Origin of the sequence: Stenotrophomonas maltophilia group sp. RY12688 (genome assembly GCF_052149045.1) — a bacterium.
Lineage (GTDB): Bacteria > Pseudomonadota > Gammaproteobacteria > Xanthomonadales > Xanthomonadaceae > Stenotrophomonas > Stenotrophomonas sepilia.
This window is the reverse complement of the sequence record NZ_CP197389.1, coordinates 1,173,259-1,187,600: the sequence shown is the minus strand read 5'-3', so window position 1 is coordinate 1,187,600 and position 14,342 is coordinate 1,173,259. Positions and strand designations below refer to the sequence as shown.

At 67.3% G+C, this 14,342-nt stretch carries 11 protein-coding genes; 5 read left to right on the top strand and 6 right to left on the bottom strand.

What is annotated here, in order from left to right; genetic code table 11:
- Positions 1-226 precede the first annotated feature (226 nt).
- Genes ACS0OT_RS05520 through ACS0OT_RS05500 form a run of 5 tightly spaced genes read left to right on the top strand, consistent with a single transcriptional unit; the run spans position 227 to position 6,235 of the window.
- On the top strand, positions 227-754 hold the full coding sequence (locus tag ACS0OT_RS05520) for an RNA polymerase sigma factor (protein WP_080352916.1): 528 nt from the start codon (positions 227-229) through the stop codon (positions 752-754).
- Positions 751-1,719, top strand: coding sequence for a FecR family protein (locus ACS0OT_RS05515; protein ID WP_065178096.1), 969 nt, complete (start codon positions 751-753; stop codon positions 1,717-1,719). The genes ACS0OT_RS05520 and ACS0OT_RS05515 overlap by 4 nt, the downstream gene beginning before the upstream one ends.
- Before the next feature lie 11 nt (positions 1,720-1,730).
- Entirely contained in the window at positions 1,731-4,529 is a 2,799-nt protein-coding gene (locus ACS0OT_RS05510) for a TonB-dependent receptor plug domain-containing protein (protein ID WP_414604801.1), read from the top strand.
- Between the two features lie 45 nt (positions 4,530-4,574).
- Complete coding sequence (locus ACS0OT_RS05505; RefSeq protein ID WP_065178098.1) at positions 4,575-5,531, top strand: hypothetical protein; 957 nt, start codon at positions 4,575-4,577, stop codon at positions 5,529-5,531.
- Complete coding sequence (locus ACS0OT_RS05500) at positions 5,528-6,235, top strand: hypothetical protein (protein WP_065178099.1); 708 nt, start codon at positions 5,528-5,530, stop codon at positions 6,233-6,235. Before ACS0OT_RS05505 ends, ACS0OT_RS05500 begins: the two co-directional genes overlap by 4 nt.
- A gap of 82 nt (positions 6,236-6,317) precedes the next feature.
- On the opposite strand, the gene ACS0OT_RS05495 is transcribed toward ACS0OT_RS05500, so the two are convergent.
- The 6 genes from ACS0OT_RS05495 to ACS0OT_RS05470 form a co-directional block, all read right to left on the bottom strand.
- Positions 6,318-6,980 carry a lysoplasmalogenase gene (locus ACS0OT_RS05495; RefSeq protein WP_329888678.1) on the bottom strand — a complete coding sequence of 221 codons (663 nt, stop codon included), beginning with the start codon at positions 6,978-6,980 and terminating at the stop codon, positions 6,318-6,320.
- Positions 6,977-8,860: a M61 family metallopeptidase gene (locus ACS0OT_RS05490; RefSeq protein WP_065185985.1), complete on the bottom strand. Its 1,884-nt coding sequence runs from the start codon at positions 8,858-8,860 to the stop codon at positions 6,977-6,979. Before ACS0OT_RS05490 ends, ACS0OT_RS05495 begins: the two co-directional genes overlap by 4 nt.
- 181 nt (positions 8,861-9,041) lie before the next feature.
- A complete protein-coding gene (ispH, locus tag ACS0OT_RS05485) occupies positions 9,042-9,992 on the bottom strand; it encodes a 4-hydroxy-3-methylbut-2-enyl diphosphate reductase (RefSeq protein WP_005415710.1) in 951 nt (316 codons plus the stop codon).
- A 27-nt stretch (positions 9,993-10,019) separates the two neighbouring features.
- Entirely contained in the window at positions 10,020-10,544 is a 525-nt protein-coding gene (gene lspA, locus ACS0OT_RS05480) for a signal peptidase II (RefSeq protein WP_005415709.1), read from the bottom strand.
- Positions 10,544-13,375, bottom strand: a complete 2,832-nt coding sequence (gene ileS / locus ACS0OT_RS05475; protein WP_188248294.1) for an isoleucine--tRNA ligase — start codon at positions 13,373-13,375, stop codon at positions 10,544-10,546. The genes lspA and ileS overlap by 1 nt, the downstream gene beginning before the upstream one ends.
- Positions 13,372-14,319: a bifunctional riboflavin kinase/FAD synthetase gene (locus ACS0OT_RS05470; protein ID WP_005415707.1), complete on the bottom strand. Its 948-nt coding sequence runs from the start codon at positions 14,317-14,319 to the stop codon at positions 13,372-13,374. Before ACS0OT_RS05470 ends, ileS begins: the two co-directional genes overlap by 4 nt.
- Between the last annotated feature and the right edge of the window lie 23 nt (positions 14,320-14,342).

The window sequence follows — 14,342 nt, the reverse complement described above, 5'->3', positions numbered from 1 at the left end:
TCCACCCGCAACACACGGGTCAGGAGTTCAACGTCCGGGCGGCGCAAACTCCCCCAGCGCACCAGCCGCCGAAACATGAATGCATTCACAATGAAATCAGGGGCCATGCACACTCTTCCCCATCCGGTCATCGTCGCGTAAAACTCGAAGACGCACCCGCCACCGACGCCCGAGGCCAGCCCTGTCCACCCCCTCTCCTCTGATCCATCGCGCGCCGGACCTGTCCGTGCCGACGGACGCGTTCATTGCGTTCGTACGGGAAGAACGCGCGCCGTTGTGCGCTTTCCTGCGCACGCGCGGCGTTGGGCCGGAGGATGCCGAGGACATCGCGCAGGACTGCATGGAGCGGCTGATCCGCTATCGCGCGCACAGTGCCGACGAGCTGCGGTTGCTGCTGTATCGTATCGCCCGCAACCGCCTGGCAGACCGTGGCCGCTCGTCGCAGTCGCGGCCACACCTGTCCCTTGCCGAACACGATGGCGGCGACGAGCCCTCCAGCACGTCGCCCGATCCATTGCGCCAGGCCGAGTCCGGGCAGATGCTGTCCCTGCTGCGGCAGGCCCTGTTCAAGCTGCCCGAGCGCGCGCGCGAGGTGTACCTGCTCAACCGGATCACCGGCATGAGCTATACGCAGATCGCGCGGCACTGTGGAATCACCGCCAAGACCGTGGAAAAACATATCGCCCGCGCCCTGCAGGGCCTGCGCCAGGAACTCGGATCGGATCCGCTGCACAACGACAGGGACAACGGATGAGTCACGCCAGCCCCAGGGAAGACACCCTGCTGTTTGAACGCGCCAGCGCCTGGGTGGCGCGGCTGGAGGCTCCGGACTGCACGCCGGGCGAGCGAGAGAGGTTCGAGGACTGGCTGGCCGAGGACCCGGCCCATGTCAGCGCCTGGATCCAGGCCGAGACCCTGTTCCAGCGGGGCGAAGAACTGGCCGCCGACCCGTGGCTGCGCACCGCCGCAGCACGTGCGGCACGGCCGGCACAGCGTCGCTGGCTGCCGGCAGTGGCCGCCGCCGCAGGCGTCTGCCTGGCCATCGGGATCGGCTGGATGGTCGCCATCGACGGCAACCCCACGCCGCTGCGCTATGCCAACGATTCCCACCAGCCCCGGCAGCAGACGCTGGCCGATGGCAGCGTGGCCACGCTGGATGCGGGCACCACGCTGCATGCCCGATTCGGTTGGCGCCATCGCAACCTGGTGCTGGAACGGGGCCGCGTGCAGCTGCAGGTCGCACCGTCGAGCAAGGCGCTGCAGCTGCGCGCCGGCGACAGCACCATCCGCGACATCGGCACCACCTTCCAGGTGGAGCGCCTGAACGACGGCCTGGTCGAAGTCGCACTGCTGGAAGGTGCGGTGGAAGTCAGCAATGGGGGGACGCAGCACACCCTGGCACCCGGCCAGCAGCTGCAGGTGCTGCCATCGGGCCGCTTCCAGCCCGGCCCGGCGCTGTCGTCCAATGCCGCTGCCGAAGGCTGGCTGCAGGGACAGCTGGTGTTCGATGCCACGCCGCTGTCGATCGTGGTCGAGCGCATGAACCGCTACGGTCGCACGCCGCTGGTGATCGCCGATCCCGAGATCGCCAGCCTGGCCGTGAGTGGCACCTTCCGTGCCGGCGATGCGCAGGAACTGCTGTCGGCGCTGGAACTGGGCTGGTCGGTAGCTGGCCAGACGCGACCGGATGGCGCGCTGGAACTGCGCCGCACGTACTGAGGAGGCCTGCAGTGAAGGCAGTACCGGGCGCGCTGCGGGAGGGGCTGCTCTGCACCCTGTTCTGCTTCGCGCTGAGCATCGCCGCGCTGCCCTCTGCCGATGCAGCCGAACAGGCCGGCACCCTGGAGGTCCATGTGGGTTCAGGCCCACTCGCACCGGCCCTGCAGCAATGGGCGCGCCAGAGTGGCATCGCCCTGCTGTTCGATGCGCGTGAACTGGATGGCCTGCGCACGGCCGGCACCCATGGCCAACGCGATGCGGCCGCGGCCCTGAAGGAACTGGTCGCCGGCATGCCGGTGACCATCCTGCGCACGCCTGCCGGTGGATTCGTCGTCCGCCGCACCCGGCCAGCACCGCCATCGCCCCCGCCGGTCGCGACGCGTGCGATGCCCGCGGTACCGTCGCCGGGCGGGGTGCCCGAGACGCCACCGCAGGTGGAGCTGGCGCCGATCCATGTCACCGGCAGCCGGCTGCCGCGCACCTCCGTGCAGACCACGCTGCCGGTGACCATCATCGACCGCGATGACATCCTGCGCAGCGGTTACGGCAGCCTGTTCGACCTGCTGCGGCACTTGCCGGGCATGAACGGCCATCCGGCGATGAGCACCTCGCGCAGTGGCGATTCGCAGTACCTGCCGGTGGGTGCGGCCACCACCACCAGCCTGGACGGCATGGGTCCGCGTGCGACCTTGTTCCTGGTCAATGGCCGGCGCCTGCCACGCTATCCGATGGTGTCGCTGGAACAGGGCGGGCTCACCGACCTGGGGGGCATCCCGCTCAGCTTCGTCGAGCGCATCGAACTGGTGCGTGGCGGTGCGTCGGCCATCTATGGTGCCGACGCGATGTCCGGCGTGGTCAACATCATCCTGCGTGACCAGGCCGATGGCCCTGAAGCCATGCTGCAGACCGGCCTGAGCGGGCGCGGCGACGCCGGCCAGTATCGCCTGCAGGCGGCCACCGGTGGCGTGCGCGACGGAGGGGACCGCTGGTTCGCTGGCGTCGACCTGCATCGCATCGACCACGTGGCCGGCGATCGCCGCGAATGGCATGCGGAAACCTCGCAGTACCTGATCGGCGCGTTCCGCGATGGACGCTACTGGCCGGCAAAGCGCTGCGAAGGGCCATTGAAACGGCGCGATGGCGCCTGCTGGTTTGACAGCGCACGCCCGCGTTCGCTGCAACCGGCCTCGGACACCGCCTCGGCCTACCTGCGCTATCGGCATGAGCGCGGCGAAGGTCGCTACGCCTACGCCGAGGCGCGGGCCAGCCACAACCGGCAACGCTTCGACCTCGGCCCGACCGCCGTAGCCATCGGGCTTTATGGGTTCACCTTCAACAGCGTGCTGCGCGAAGCCGGCAACGTGCGTCCGCATGTACGTGCCACCGATGCCGACGTCACCTTCGGCATGGGCCGCGACCAGGGCCGCCGCAGCTGGGATGCCGGCATCAGCGCACAGCGCAGCGATGTCACCCTGACGACGTCCGGCACCGTGCGCGCCCAACCACTGCTGCGCGCTGCCGAGACGATGGATTTCCTGCCCGGCTTCACCTCGTTGCCGGCAGAGACCGCCGCGCAGTTGTTCCCGTCGATCCGCAACCGCGGGCGCACCGAGCAGTGGCAGGGCTGGTGGGGCATGCAGCGCGAGTTGATGCCATTGGCCGGCGGTGCTGCACAAGTGGCCACCGGCATCGACCTGCGCCAGGAACGCTGGACGTCGCATCCCGACGCGCTGCTGAGCCAGGGCGACCTGGCGCTGGGCCTGCCACAGGAACAACGCCACCTGTCACGCCGCAGTGGCGGTGCCTACGCCGAACTCGGCCTGCCATTGGCGCGCACGCTGCGCATGGACCTGGCAGCACGCTGGGACCGCGATGGCGATTACCAGGCTTTCTCGCCCCGCGTGGGCGTACGCTGGAGCCCGACACCGCAGTGGTCATTCCTGCTTGCCACCGGGCGCGGCTACCGGGCCCCCAGCCTGTTCGAGCAACGGCGGCCGCCGGGCTATTTCGGCGCGATCGAACTACCCGCCTCCAGCGCACTGCCCAACTGCGCGCAGAGCAACGGCAACGGACGCTGCAGCGTAACCGTGGACGTGGTGGAGAACGATGCGCTGAAAGCGGAGCGGTCGCGCAGCCATTCCCTGGGTGCGACCTGGACACCGACCGATGCGTTTTCACTGTCGCTGACCCACAACATCGTCGAACTGCGCAACGAGATCCTGGCCCTGCAACCGGCCGACGCAGTGTGGAATTCAAGCACGTGGGAGTTGGACGAGGACGGCAACCTGCACAACCTGCGCCTGTCCTTCGACAACATCGGCCGCACCACGTCGCGCAACCTTGTTCTGCGCGGGGAGTACCACATCGACACCGGCAGCACCGGCCAGTGGCTGTTCTCGCTCGATGCGCTGAAGCAGCAGGAACTGCGCCGCGAGCGTGGCCATGAAGCGACGGTGGACCTGCGTGGCCATGTCACGCCAGCGATGGCCGCCGTGCTCAATGTGCAGTGGCAGAACAGCAACTGGGACATCGCCCTGCGCGGCAACCAGGTAGGGCGCACGCGTGCCTGGCTGCCCGGTGCGGAATGCCCGGAGGAACAGCGCGAGCAGAACCATTGCATGAATCCGCGGCAGCTGCGCTGGAACCTGCACCTGGCAAGGCGGCTGGGGCCGCGCGTGGTCGCCGCGCTGGACGTGCACAACGTGCTCGACACGCAACCGGTGAACTACCTGGTCGGCAATGGCGGCCAGATGCCGGGGCTGGACGATCCACTTGGCCGCTACTTCCTGCTGACCCTGCAGATCCGCTGAGCGTAGTACCCTACGCGCCCTGTTCCATCGGTCCCCCACCACCCCATGAAGGCCTATCTCTGGTTCTGGGGCGCGTTCCTGCTGTTCTTCGCGTTGCCCTTCCCCTGCATCCTCTACTTCGGCACGTCGTGGCCGGTGCCACTGGCCGACCGCAGCGCGCCATGGCTGGCCCTGCTGCTGCTCGCCCTGTCGCTGGCCCTGTGGCTCGCGTTGCTGCTCGCCTTCCTGCACTACCTGCTGCTGGGCCCGCCGCGCGCGCTGCATCGGGTGCGCACCATCCTGGCCGACGGTGAGCCGCGTGATGCGTTGATCGAACAGGCCGAGCAGACCGGCGTGCACGTGCGCGGCTTCGCGCAGTGGAGACTGAAGCTTGGCTTCCAGAACCTGTCCGGCACGCCGATCAATGAACAGATGCTGGTGGTGGACAGCAAACCGCAGCTGCAGCGTTTCGTGGCCGGCCAGCGCATCGAGGTTCGCCTGAGCCGGACGCCGGGTGCGTTCCCCAATGTGGTGCTGGAGGGCGCCCAGCCCGAACTTGATGTCGCCAGCCTCTGGCGCCGCGGCGCCGGCGCGGTCATCGGCATCGTCGTGGTTGCCAGCGCCTACGTTCTCGCCTATCGGCTGCAGAGCGAGGGCCTGGGCTGGACGTTCATGTCCTTCGGCCACCCACTGCTGGTGTGCCCGCTGGTGTTGTGCGGCTACGCCCTGGGCCTGCGCGTCCTGGGGCGCCTGCTGCAGGCCGATGCACGCGGAGACGCGCTGAAGTACCGCGGCATCGGCGTGGATGCGAAGGTGCTGAAGCTGCGCCAGACCGGCACCTACCTCAACGAGCAGCCGCAGGTGGAGTTCCAGCTGGAGTACACCGACCGCGAAGGTGGCATACAGCAGGCGAGCGTGCGCCGCTTCATCCCGTTGATCGAGCTGGCCAACCTTCCACGCGAGCAGGTCACGCTGCTGTACGACCCGGAAGATCGCGGCAGCGTGCGCCTGGAGGGTATATGAAGCAGCCACCCTCGACGCGACTGGTATTTTCGATGGTGCTGCTGTTGCTGGCCGGCGTCGCCGTTGCCGGCGGGGCACTGCAGACCCTTGCCGAAACTATGGGCCATGCGGTGCAGGATGACCGCGCAACCACGCCGATCACCACGCCCCCACCGCGCGAGAGGCCTGCTTCGGCCGCACCGATTCCCGAACCGCGGTCGATGCCGGTGCCCGAACGCAGCAACCGCTTGTTCGATGCGGACTACCTGCTGGCCGCCCGCCAGGCACTGGAACAGATGCCAGCCCTGGCCGGGCACCGGTTGATGGTGTTCCACAGCATCCACTTCTACGATGACGGCCGCATCAATCTGGACCTGGTCGATCCGCAGCAACCCACGCACGTGGACAGCTACCACTTCGAGCGCGGCCAGTGGCGCAAGGGCGGGCCGGTCGATCCGCAGCGCTTCGCGCCCACCATTACCCTGCGCCGCAGCAGCACGGCGCTGGCCAACATCGATTTCGAGGCGGTGCCACGCGTGGCCCAGGCGCTGCAGGCACAGCGGAACGCGCTGATGGGCACGCCGGGTGACGTCGGCCACGTCTATGTGATCGTGCGCAAGGGCGGCAGGCTGGTGTGGCTGCCGGACGAGGTCGCCGGCGATCGCCAGTCCGCACGACTCTCGTTCGACGCACAGGGTCGTTCCGGCCACGCGAACCGACGATAGTCAACGCAAAAAGGGGACGGAGGGGATTAAGTCGCATGTGCCTTGGTGCGGTCTGCGAGTTAATCCCCTCCGTCCCCTTTTTCTATTTCACCGAACGGGCGATGGCGTACTGCGCGCCGTAATAGGTGGACAGCACCAGCAGGCTGGCCAGTGGCAGGCCGCCGGCGAAGCGGTCCCAGGCCAGCAGCGAATCGCTGGCCACGAACAGCAGCGCACCGACGGCAGCCCAGGGCGCACTTCGGGCTTCCACGGCAGGCTGCGGGCTGCGCCATTGCCGTGCCAAGGCCAACACCGCCATCGAGGCCAGCACCACCACGTACGCCAGCACCGGCGTACGCATCGGTGCAGGCAGGTGCGGCCACAACCCAAGCACATTGAGTACAGCGAACGCACCGAGCAGGATGCTGGCGGCGAGCAGGCCACGCCCGGCACGCAGGCCCTCACGGAAGGCGACGATGTAGCAGAGGTGCGCCAGCAGGAACGCCACCAGCCCCGGTACGAACGCGTCCATCGGCAACATCAGCGCGATGTCACCCAGGCACGACAGCAGCATGCCGGCCAGCACCGCGCGCCGGTAGGACGGCTGCGCAGGATCACGCACCCGCCAGGCGATGGCAGCGATCAGCAGCGTGGTCGCCGGCTTCGCCAGCCAATGCAGCCAGCGCCCGTCACCGTGAAAGAACGCGCCGACGATGGCGAGGATCGCCATCAACAGGATCACGCCATCGCGGGCGCGCGGTTTCATCGCGCCTTCCACAGGTCCGCCAGGCGGTCAGGCTTGCCGGCGATACGCTCCAGCACCGGATACTGCAGGCCACCGTGGTAGTCGATGTTCATCGTCTCGATGCGGTCGAACTGCTTCACCAGCAGGACGATCGGCGCCTTGTCCTTGGCCGCCGTCGCCACCGCATCCTTCAAGCGCTGGCTGCTGTACTCGCGCCCGCCAACCGCAATCACCTTCATGCCGGGTGCAAGACCGGCGTTGAACGCCGGGCTGTCCCAGATCACGTCGCCGACCACGCCGCTGTCGAGCACGGTCGCGCCCAGCGAATAGGCCAGCAGTGCGGCCTTGGCACGCTTTTCCTGCGCCTTGTAGGCGTCGTTCGGGGTATCGCGGTAGACCAGCTTCCAGCCCGCCAGTTCCAGCCCCCCGGTCAACGAACCGTGGCCGTCCAGGCGCCCGCGCAGGAACGTCGTCCAGTCGTACGGCACGATGCCGTTCAAGGTCGCCACCACGTCGTCGAAGGTGTAGGGGTTGACGTCCCAGTCACCGTTGCCAACCCCGAAGAAGGCGCGCGCGAAGTCATCCAGGCTGCGGCGGTTGCCGCTCAGTTCGCGCAGCTTGCCCTCCACTTCCAGCCACAGCATCTGGCCACCGGAGTAATAGTCTTCGCTCATCTGGTAGTTGCGGTACGGCAACGTCCGGCGCTGGGCGATGGTCGGGTCGTTGGTGGTGTCCTGCAACGGGCGCCAGGCCAGGCCCGGGCGGCCGCGATCATAGGTCGCGGCCACATTGGCCAGCATGTCGCGCGCCTGCGCCGTCGACCACAGCCCCGAGCGTGCCGCCAGCACCTGTCCCCAGAACTGGGTCTGGCCTTCGTAGACCCACAGCAGGCTGTCGCCCATCGGCGTGTTGAAGTTGGCGGTGGTCAGGTCAGCGCCACGCCGGTACTTGCCGTTCCAGGAATGGGTGTACTCGTGCGGTAGCAGATCGCGCATCCAGGCGTTGTCGTCCCACTCGGTGAAGTAACCCGGGTCGGCACTGTTCTCGCTGGAACGGTGATGCTCCAGGCCGATGCCACCAAGACGGTCGGTCAACGCCAGCAGGAATTCATAGTGGTTGTAGTGGCGCGCACCGTAGAGCTTGTCGGCCTGCCGCACCAGTGCGCGGTGCAGGGTGATCTGTGCCTCGCTCGGCTTCAGCGACTTGGCCTCGTCGGCAAACACATTGAGGTGGACCGGCACTTTCGCGCCCGGATCGAGATCGATGCGCTGGTAGTGCTCGCCGGCAAACAACGGCGAATCGACCAGGTGGTCATAGGAGATCGGCTTGAACACCACGGTATCGCCGTCGCGGCGCGCGGTTTCCAGCGCAGTGGCAAACGACCAGCCCTTGGGTAGGATCACGCTGGCCTGCGCCTGCAGGTCGCGTGTATCGACGCCGGCCGGATACAGCGAGTTGGCATTCCACTGCAGGTTGAGCATCTCCGGGGTCATCACCACCCGGCCTTGGCTGCCGCCCTGCGAGGACAGGAAGTCGAAGTGGGCGACGATCTCGCTGACGCCCTCGGGCACGTCTACCTTGAACGCATAGACGTTGTACTGGTCGCGCTGCCAGGCCAACGGCTTGCCGTTGGCGGTCACGCGCAGGCCGGCCAGCTTGTCGATCGGGCCGGTGGGCGAATGGTTGCCGGGAATCCACTGCGGGTACAGCAGGGTCATCGGACCGGGTTTGACCGGTACGGTGGCGGTCACCTTGAAGATGCGGCGAGCGAGATCGCGCGCATCCACATCGATGCGCAGCAGGCCGGGAGCCGCGGCGTCGGCAGGCGGCGAGGTCTGCGCCAGTGCAGGCGAAGCAGCCAGCGCGAACAGCACGGACATCACCAGGGCTCGGGTCTTCATCGGGCAGCATCCAACAGCGGAGAATCCTCCGATGCTAGGCCTGTAAAGTGCCCTGCCCCATGGCCAAAGGTCATGGGCGGGCCGGCCATCCGCGCATGACAAAAAGCGTGCGAACCAAGGTTCGCACCCACCAGAGCAGTTTCAGTAGATCCACGCCATGCGTGGATGAGGCGCTTCCCGGTCAGTCGACCAGGCGCAGACGCAGTTCCTTCGGCAGCGCGAACACCATCGATTCCGGTTCGCCTTCCAGCTCGCCCACGCCGGTTGCACCCAGCTCGGCCAGGCGCGCCAGCACGCCATCGACCAGTACCTGCGGCGCCGAGGCGCCAGCGGTCACGCCGATGTGCTGCTTGCCCACCACCCACGCCGGGTCGATCTCGTGCGCACCGTCGATCAGGTACGACTCCACACCTTCACGGCGGGCCAGTTCGCTCAGACGGTTCGAGTTGGAGCTGTTCGGCGAACCGACCACCAGCACCAGGTCGCAGCGCTTGGCCAGGTCGCGCACGGCGTCCTGGCGGTTCTGCGTGGCGTAGCAGATGTCGTCGTTCTTCGGGCCCTGCATCGCCGGGAAACGCTCGCGCAGCGCATCGATGATGCCGCGCGTATCGTCCACCGACAGCGTCGTCTGGGTGGTGTAGGCGAAGTTGTCCGGCTGGTTGATGTGCAGCGTGGCAACCTGCTCGACATCCTCGACCAGGTAGATCTGGCCGGTACCGGCTTCGCGGTTCCACTGGCCCATGGTGCCTTCCACTTCCGGGTGACCGGCATGGCCGATCAGCACCACGTCACGGCCGGCACGGCAGTGGCGGGCGACTTCGAAGTGGACCTTGGTCACCAGCGGGCAGGTCGCGTCGAACACCTTCAGGCCACGGCGCTCGGCTTCCTGGCGCACGGCCTGGGAGACGCCATGCGCGCTGAAGATCACCGTGTTGTTGTCCGGAACCTCGTCGAGCTCTTCGACGAAGATCGCACCGCGCTGCTTCAGGTCGTCGACCACGAAGCGGTTGTGCACCACTTCATGGCGGACGTAGATGGGCGCGCCCAGCGTTTCGATCGCGCGCTTGACGATCTCGATCGCACGATCGACACCGGCACAGAAACCACGCGGGTTGGCGAGCAGCACATCCATCAGTTCAATCTCCCGGCAGCGGCCGGCTTACGGTTTCGGATTGGCATTATCCGCCTTTTTGGCGGACTTGCCGTCGAACAGGCCAAACAGGGCGATGCCGATGGCACCCACCACGATGGCCGAATCGGCGATGTTGAACGAGGGCCAGGTATAGCTGCCCACGTACCACTGGATGAAATCGACCACATGGCCGTGCACCTGGCGGTCGATCACGTTGCCGATGGCACCGCCGATGATCAGCGCATACGGCACCGCGGCCTTCCAGTTGCCACGGGCGGTGCCGCGCAGCCACCAGGCCATCAGGCCGCTGATGGCGATCGCCAGCGCGGTGAAGAAGTACTTCTGCCAACCACCGGCGTCACTCAGGAAACTGAACGCCGCACCGGTGTTGTAGGTGCGGTACCAGTTCCAGAAGCCGTCGATGACCACCACCGGCTGGAACTCCGGCAGGCTCGACAGCACCCAGGCCTTGGACCACTGGTCCAGGCCGATGATGGCGGCCGACAGCAGCAGCCAGACCAGGGCGTTCGGATGCGGACGGGACGCGGCCATCAGAACCAGCTCCGCACTTCACCGGCACCGGTGATGTTGCTCACGCAGCGGCCGCACAGTTCCGGATGGTCGGCGTTGCTGCCGACATCGGCGCGATGGTGCCAGCAGCGCACGCACTTGGTCTTGGTGGTCGGCTGGGCGCTGACGAACACCTCGTCGGTGGTCGCCGGCCGCACCTGCACGTCGCCGCTGATGAACAGGAAGCGCAGTTCATCGGCCAGCGGCTGCCACTTCGCGGCCTGCTCTTCGCTGGCGGCGATGGTGATTTCCGCTTCCAGCGCGGCACCGATCGCGCCGTTTGCACGCATCGGCTCGAGCACCTTGGCCACCTGCTCGCGCACAGCCAGCAGCTGGTCGAAATCGGCGGCGTTGAGCTGGGCACCGGCCGGCAGCGGCGCCAGGCCGTCGTACCAGGTGGTGAACAGCACATGGCCGGCACGTTCGCCCGGCAGGTAGCCCCACAGCTCGTCGGCGGTGAAGGTCAGGATCGGCGCCACCCAGCGGGTGAACGCTTCGGCGATGTGGTACATCGCGCTCTGTGCCGAACGGCGACCATGCGAATCGGTCGGCATGGTGTACAGGCGGTCCTTGGTCACGTCCAGGTACAGCGAGCCCAGATCCACGCTGCAGAAGTTCAGCAGCAGCTGCACGATCTCGGCCATGTTGTAGCCGTCGTAGGCCGTCTTGATCTTCTCCTGCAGCTCCCAGGCGCGATGCACGATCCAGCGGTCCAGCGCGACCATCTGCTCGAGCGGTTGCAGGTGCCGGGCCGGATCGAAACCGTCCAGGTTGCCGAGCAGGAAGCGTGCGGTGTTGCGCAGGCGGCGGTAGGCGTCAGCATTGCGCTTCAGGATTTCCTGCGACAGCGACATCTCGTTGCTGTAGTCGGCCGAGGCGATCCACAGGCGCAGGATGTCCGCGCCCAGCTTGTTCATGATGTCCTGCGGCTCGATGCCGTTGCCCAGCGACTTGGACATCTTGCGGCCGTGCTCATCCACGGTGAAGCCGTGGGTGAGGCACTGCTTGTACGGCGCGCGCTTGTCGATCGCCACGCCGGTCAGCAGCGAGGACTGGAACCAGCCGCGGTGCTGGTCGGAGCCTTCCAGGTACAGGTCGGCCGGCTTGCCGAAGCCACGCGCGGCGAGCACGCCTTCATGGGTCACGCCCGAATCGAACCAGACGTCGAGGATGTCGGTGACTTTCTCGTAGTCGGCCGCTTCGGCGCCGAGCAGTTCGGCGGCGTCCAGCGAGTACCACACATCGATGCCCTCGGCTTCGACGCGGTCGGCGACCTGCTGCATCAGCTCCACCGAGCGCGGGTGGATCTCGCCGGTCTGGCGATGGGTGAACAGTGCGATCGGTACGCCCCAGGTGCGCTGGCGCGAGATGGTCCAGTCCGGGCGACCGTCGACCATGCTCTGGATGCGCGCCTTGCCCCAGGTCGGGAACCAGCCGACAGTGTCGATCGCAGCCAGCGCATCGCTGCGCAGGTTGGCCTTGTCCATCGAGATGAACCACTGCGGAGTCGCGCGGAACACCACTGGTGTCTTGTGGCGCCAGCAGTGCGGATAGCTGTGGCGGATCGGGTGGAAGGCCAGCAGCGAACCATTGTCACGCAGCACGCCGACGATGGCCTCCTGCGCCTTCCACAGGTGCTGGCCGGCCAGCACCACCTCACCGGCCGGCGGGGTCGATTCCAGGTACACGCCACGGCCGTCGATCGGGGTCACCTGCCCGGCGTTGTACTTGTCCAGCAGGCCGTACTTCTGGCTGACCACGAAGTCTTCCTGGCCGTGGCCAGGGGCGGTGTGCACCGCACCGGTACCGTCCTCGTCGGAGACGTGGTCGCCATTGAGCAGCGGGATGTCGCGCTCCGGATAGAACGGATGCGCCAGCAGCTGGTTCTCCAGCGCCGCACCGGTGGTTTCACCGTGCAGCACGACGCTCTCGACGCCGTAGCGCTGCAGCGAGCGCTCGGCCAGCGCGGCGGCCAGCACCAGCCAACGGCGCTTGCCGTTGTGGGCCGGGCCTTCGGCCAGCACATAGTTGATTTCCGCGCCCAGCGACACCGCCAGCGAGGCTGGCAGCGTCCACGGGGTGGTGGTCCAGATCGGCACGGCCACTTCGACGTCGGCCGGCACGCTCACACCGAACGCCTTGCCGATGGCCTGGGCATCGCGCGCGGCGTAGGCCACGTCGATCGCCGGCGATTCCTTTTCCTGGTACTCGATCTCCGCCTCGGCCAGTGCCGAGCCACAGTCGAAGCACCAGTACACCGGCTTGGCACCACGCACCAGGTGACCGTTGGCGACGACCTTGGCCAGCGCACGGATCTCATTGGCTTCGAAGTCGAAACTCAGGGTCTTGTACGGGTTGTCCCAATCGCCGGTCACGCCCAGGCGCTTGAAGTCCACGCGCTGGATGTTGATCTGCTCTTCGGCGAACTCGCGGCACTTCTGCCGGAATTCAACCGCATCGAGCTTGGTGCCGACCTTGCCCCACTTCTTCTCGACCGCGATCTCGATCGGCAGGCCATGGCAGTCCCAGCCCGGCACATAGGGCGCATCGAAGCCGGCCAGGTAGCGCGACTTGACGATGATGTCCTTCAGGATCTTGTTGACCGCATGGCCCAGGTGGATGCGGCCGTTGGCGTAGGGCGGGCCGTCGTGCAGCACGAACAGCGGGCGGCCGGCGGCGTTGTCACGCAGCTGCTGGTAGAGCCCCTGCGCTTCCCACTGCGCCAGAATGCCCGGCTCGCGCTTGGGCAGGTCGCCGCGCATCGGGAATTCGGTGGCTGGCAGGTTCAGGGTGGTCTTGTAGTCCTGGCTCACGCAGTGGCTCGCAATCTATGTTCGGAAAGGAGGGCGCGCGCCTGTTCGGCGTCGCGGTGCATCTGGTCGGTCAGTGCCGCCAGATCATTGAATTTCTCTTCGTCGCGCAGCTTGGCGACAAACTCCACGTCGATGTGGCGCCCGTACAGGTCGCCCTGGAAATCGAACAGGTGCGCTTCCAGCAGCGGCTCCACGCCCTCCACCGTCGGCCGAGTGCCGAAGCTGGACACCGACGGCCACGGCTGGTCGAACACGCCGTGCACCCAGGTTGCGTAGATGCCCGACAGCGCCGGGGTCTTCGGGAAGCGCAGGTTGGCGGTGGGGAAGCCCAGCGTACGGCCAAGCTGGCGACCGCGCACCACGCGCCCGCTGATCGCATACGGGCGACCGAGCAGGTCGTTGGCGCGGGCGAAATCGCCCCCCTGCAGCAGCTGGCGGATGCGGGTGCTGGAGATGCGCTCGCCATGCAGGTCCACCGCTTCAATCTCGCCGGCGCTGAAGCCCAGTTCGGCGCCCATCTCCTGCAGCAGTGCCAGATCACCGCGGCGGCGGTTGCCGAAGCAGAACTCCGGCCCGATCCAGACTTCGCGGGCGCCCAGCCGGTGCACCAGCAACCGGCGCACGAAGGTCTCGGCCGGCATCGCCGCCATCGCCGCGTCGAAGCGCAGCAGGCCGACCGCATCGACACCGAGCTCGCGCAGGATCTCGACCTTGCTGCGCGCCAGGGTCAGCCGCGGCGGCGGCGTGCCCTGCGCGAAGAATTCACGCGGCAGCGGCTCGAATGCCACGGCCACTGCGGCCACGCCCAAGGCGCGCGCGCGGGCGACCGCGTGGCGGACCAGCGCACGATGGCCCAGGTGGAGGCCGTCGAATGCACCGATACAGACCACGCTTCCGTTGGGGAACAGCTCCCCGCCCTCGACGCTTCTGAACAGCCTGCTCATCAACTCTCGTTCCGGCCCGACCG

Coding starts and splice junctions, on each gene's coding strand:
- ACS0OT_RS05500 (WP_065178099.1), top strand. CDS start 5,528: ATGAAGCAGCCACCCTCGACGCGACTGGTATTTTCGATGGTGCTGCTG.
- ACS0OT_RS05470 (WP_005415707.1), bottom strand. CDS start 14,319: ATGAGCAGGCTGTTCAGAAGCGTCGAGGGCGGGGAGCTGTTCCCCAAC.
- ACS0OT_RS05490 (WP_065185985.1), bottom strand. CDS start 8,860: ATGAAGACCCGAGCCCTGGTGATGTCCGTGCTGTTCGCGCTGGCTGCT.
- ACS0OT_RS05495 (WP_329888678.1), bottom strand. CDS start 6,980: ATGAAACCGCGCGCCCGCGATGGCGTGATCCTGTTGATGGCGATCCTC.
- ACS0OT_RS05505 (WP_065178098.1), top strand. CDS start 4,575: ATGAAGGCCTATCTCTGGTTCTGGGGCGCGTTCCTGCTGTTCTTCGCG.
- ispH (WP_005415710.1), bottom strand. CDS start 9,992: ATGGATGTGCTGCTCGCCAACCCGCGTGGTTTCTGTGCCGGTGTCGAT.
- ACS0OT_RS05515 (WP_065178096.1), top strand. CDS start 751: ATGAGTCACGCCAGCCCCAGGGAAGACACCCTGCTGTTTGAACGCGCC.
- lspA (WP_005415709.1), bottom strand. CDS start 10,544: ATGGCCGCGTCCCGTCCGCATCCGAACGCCCTGGTCTGGCTGCTGCTG.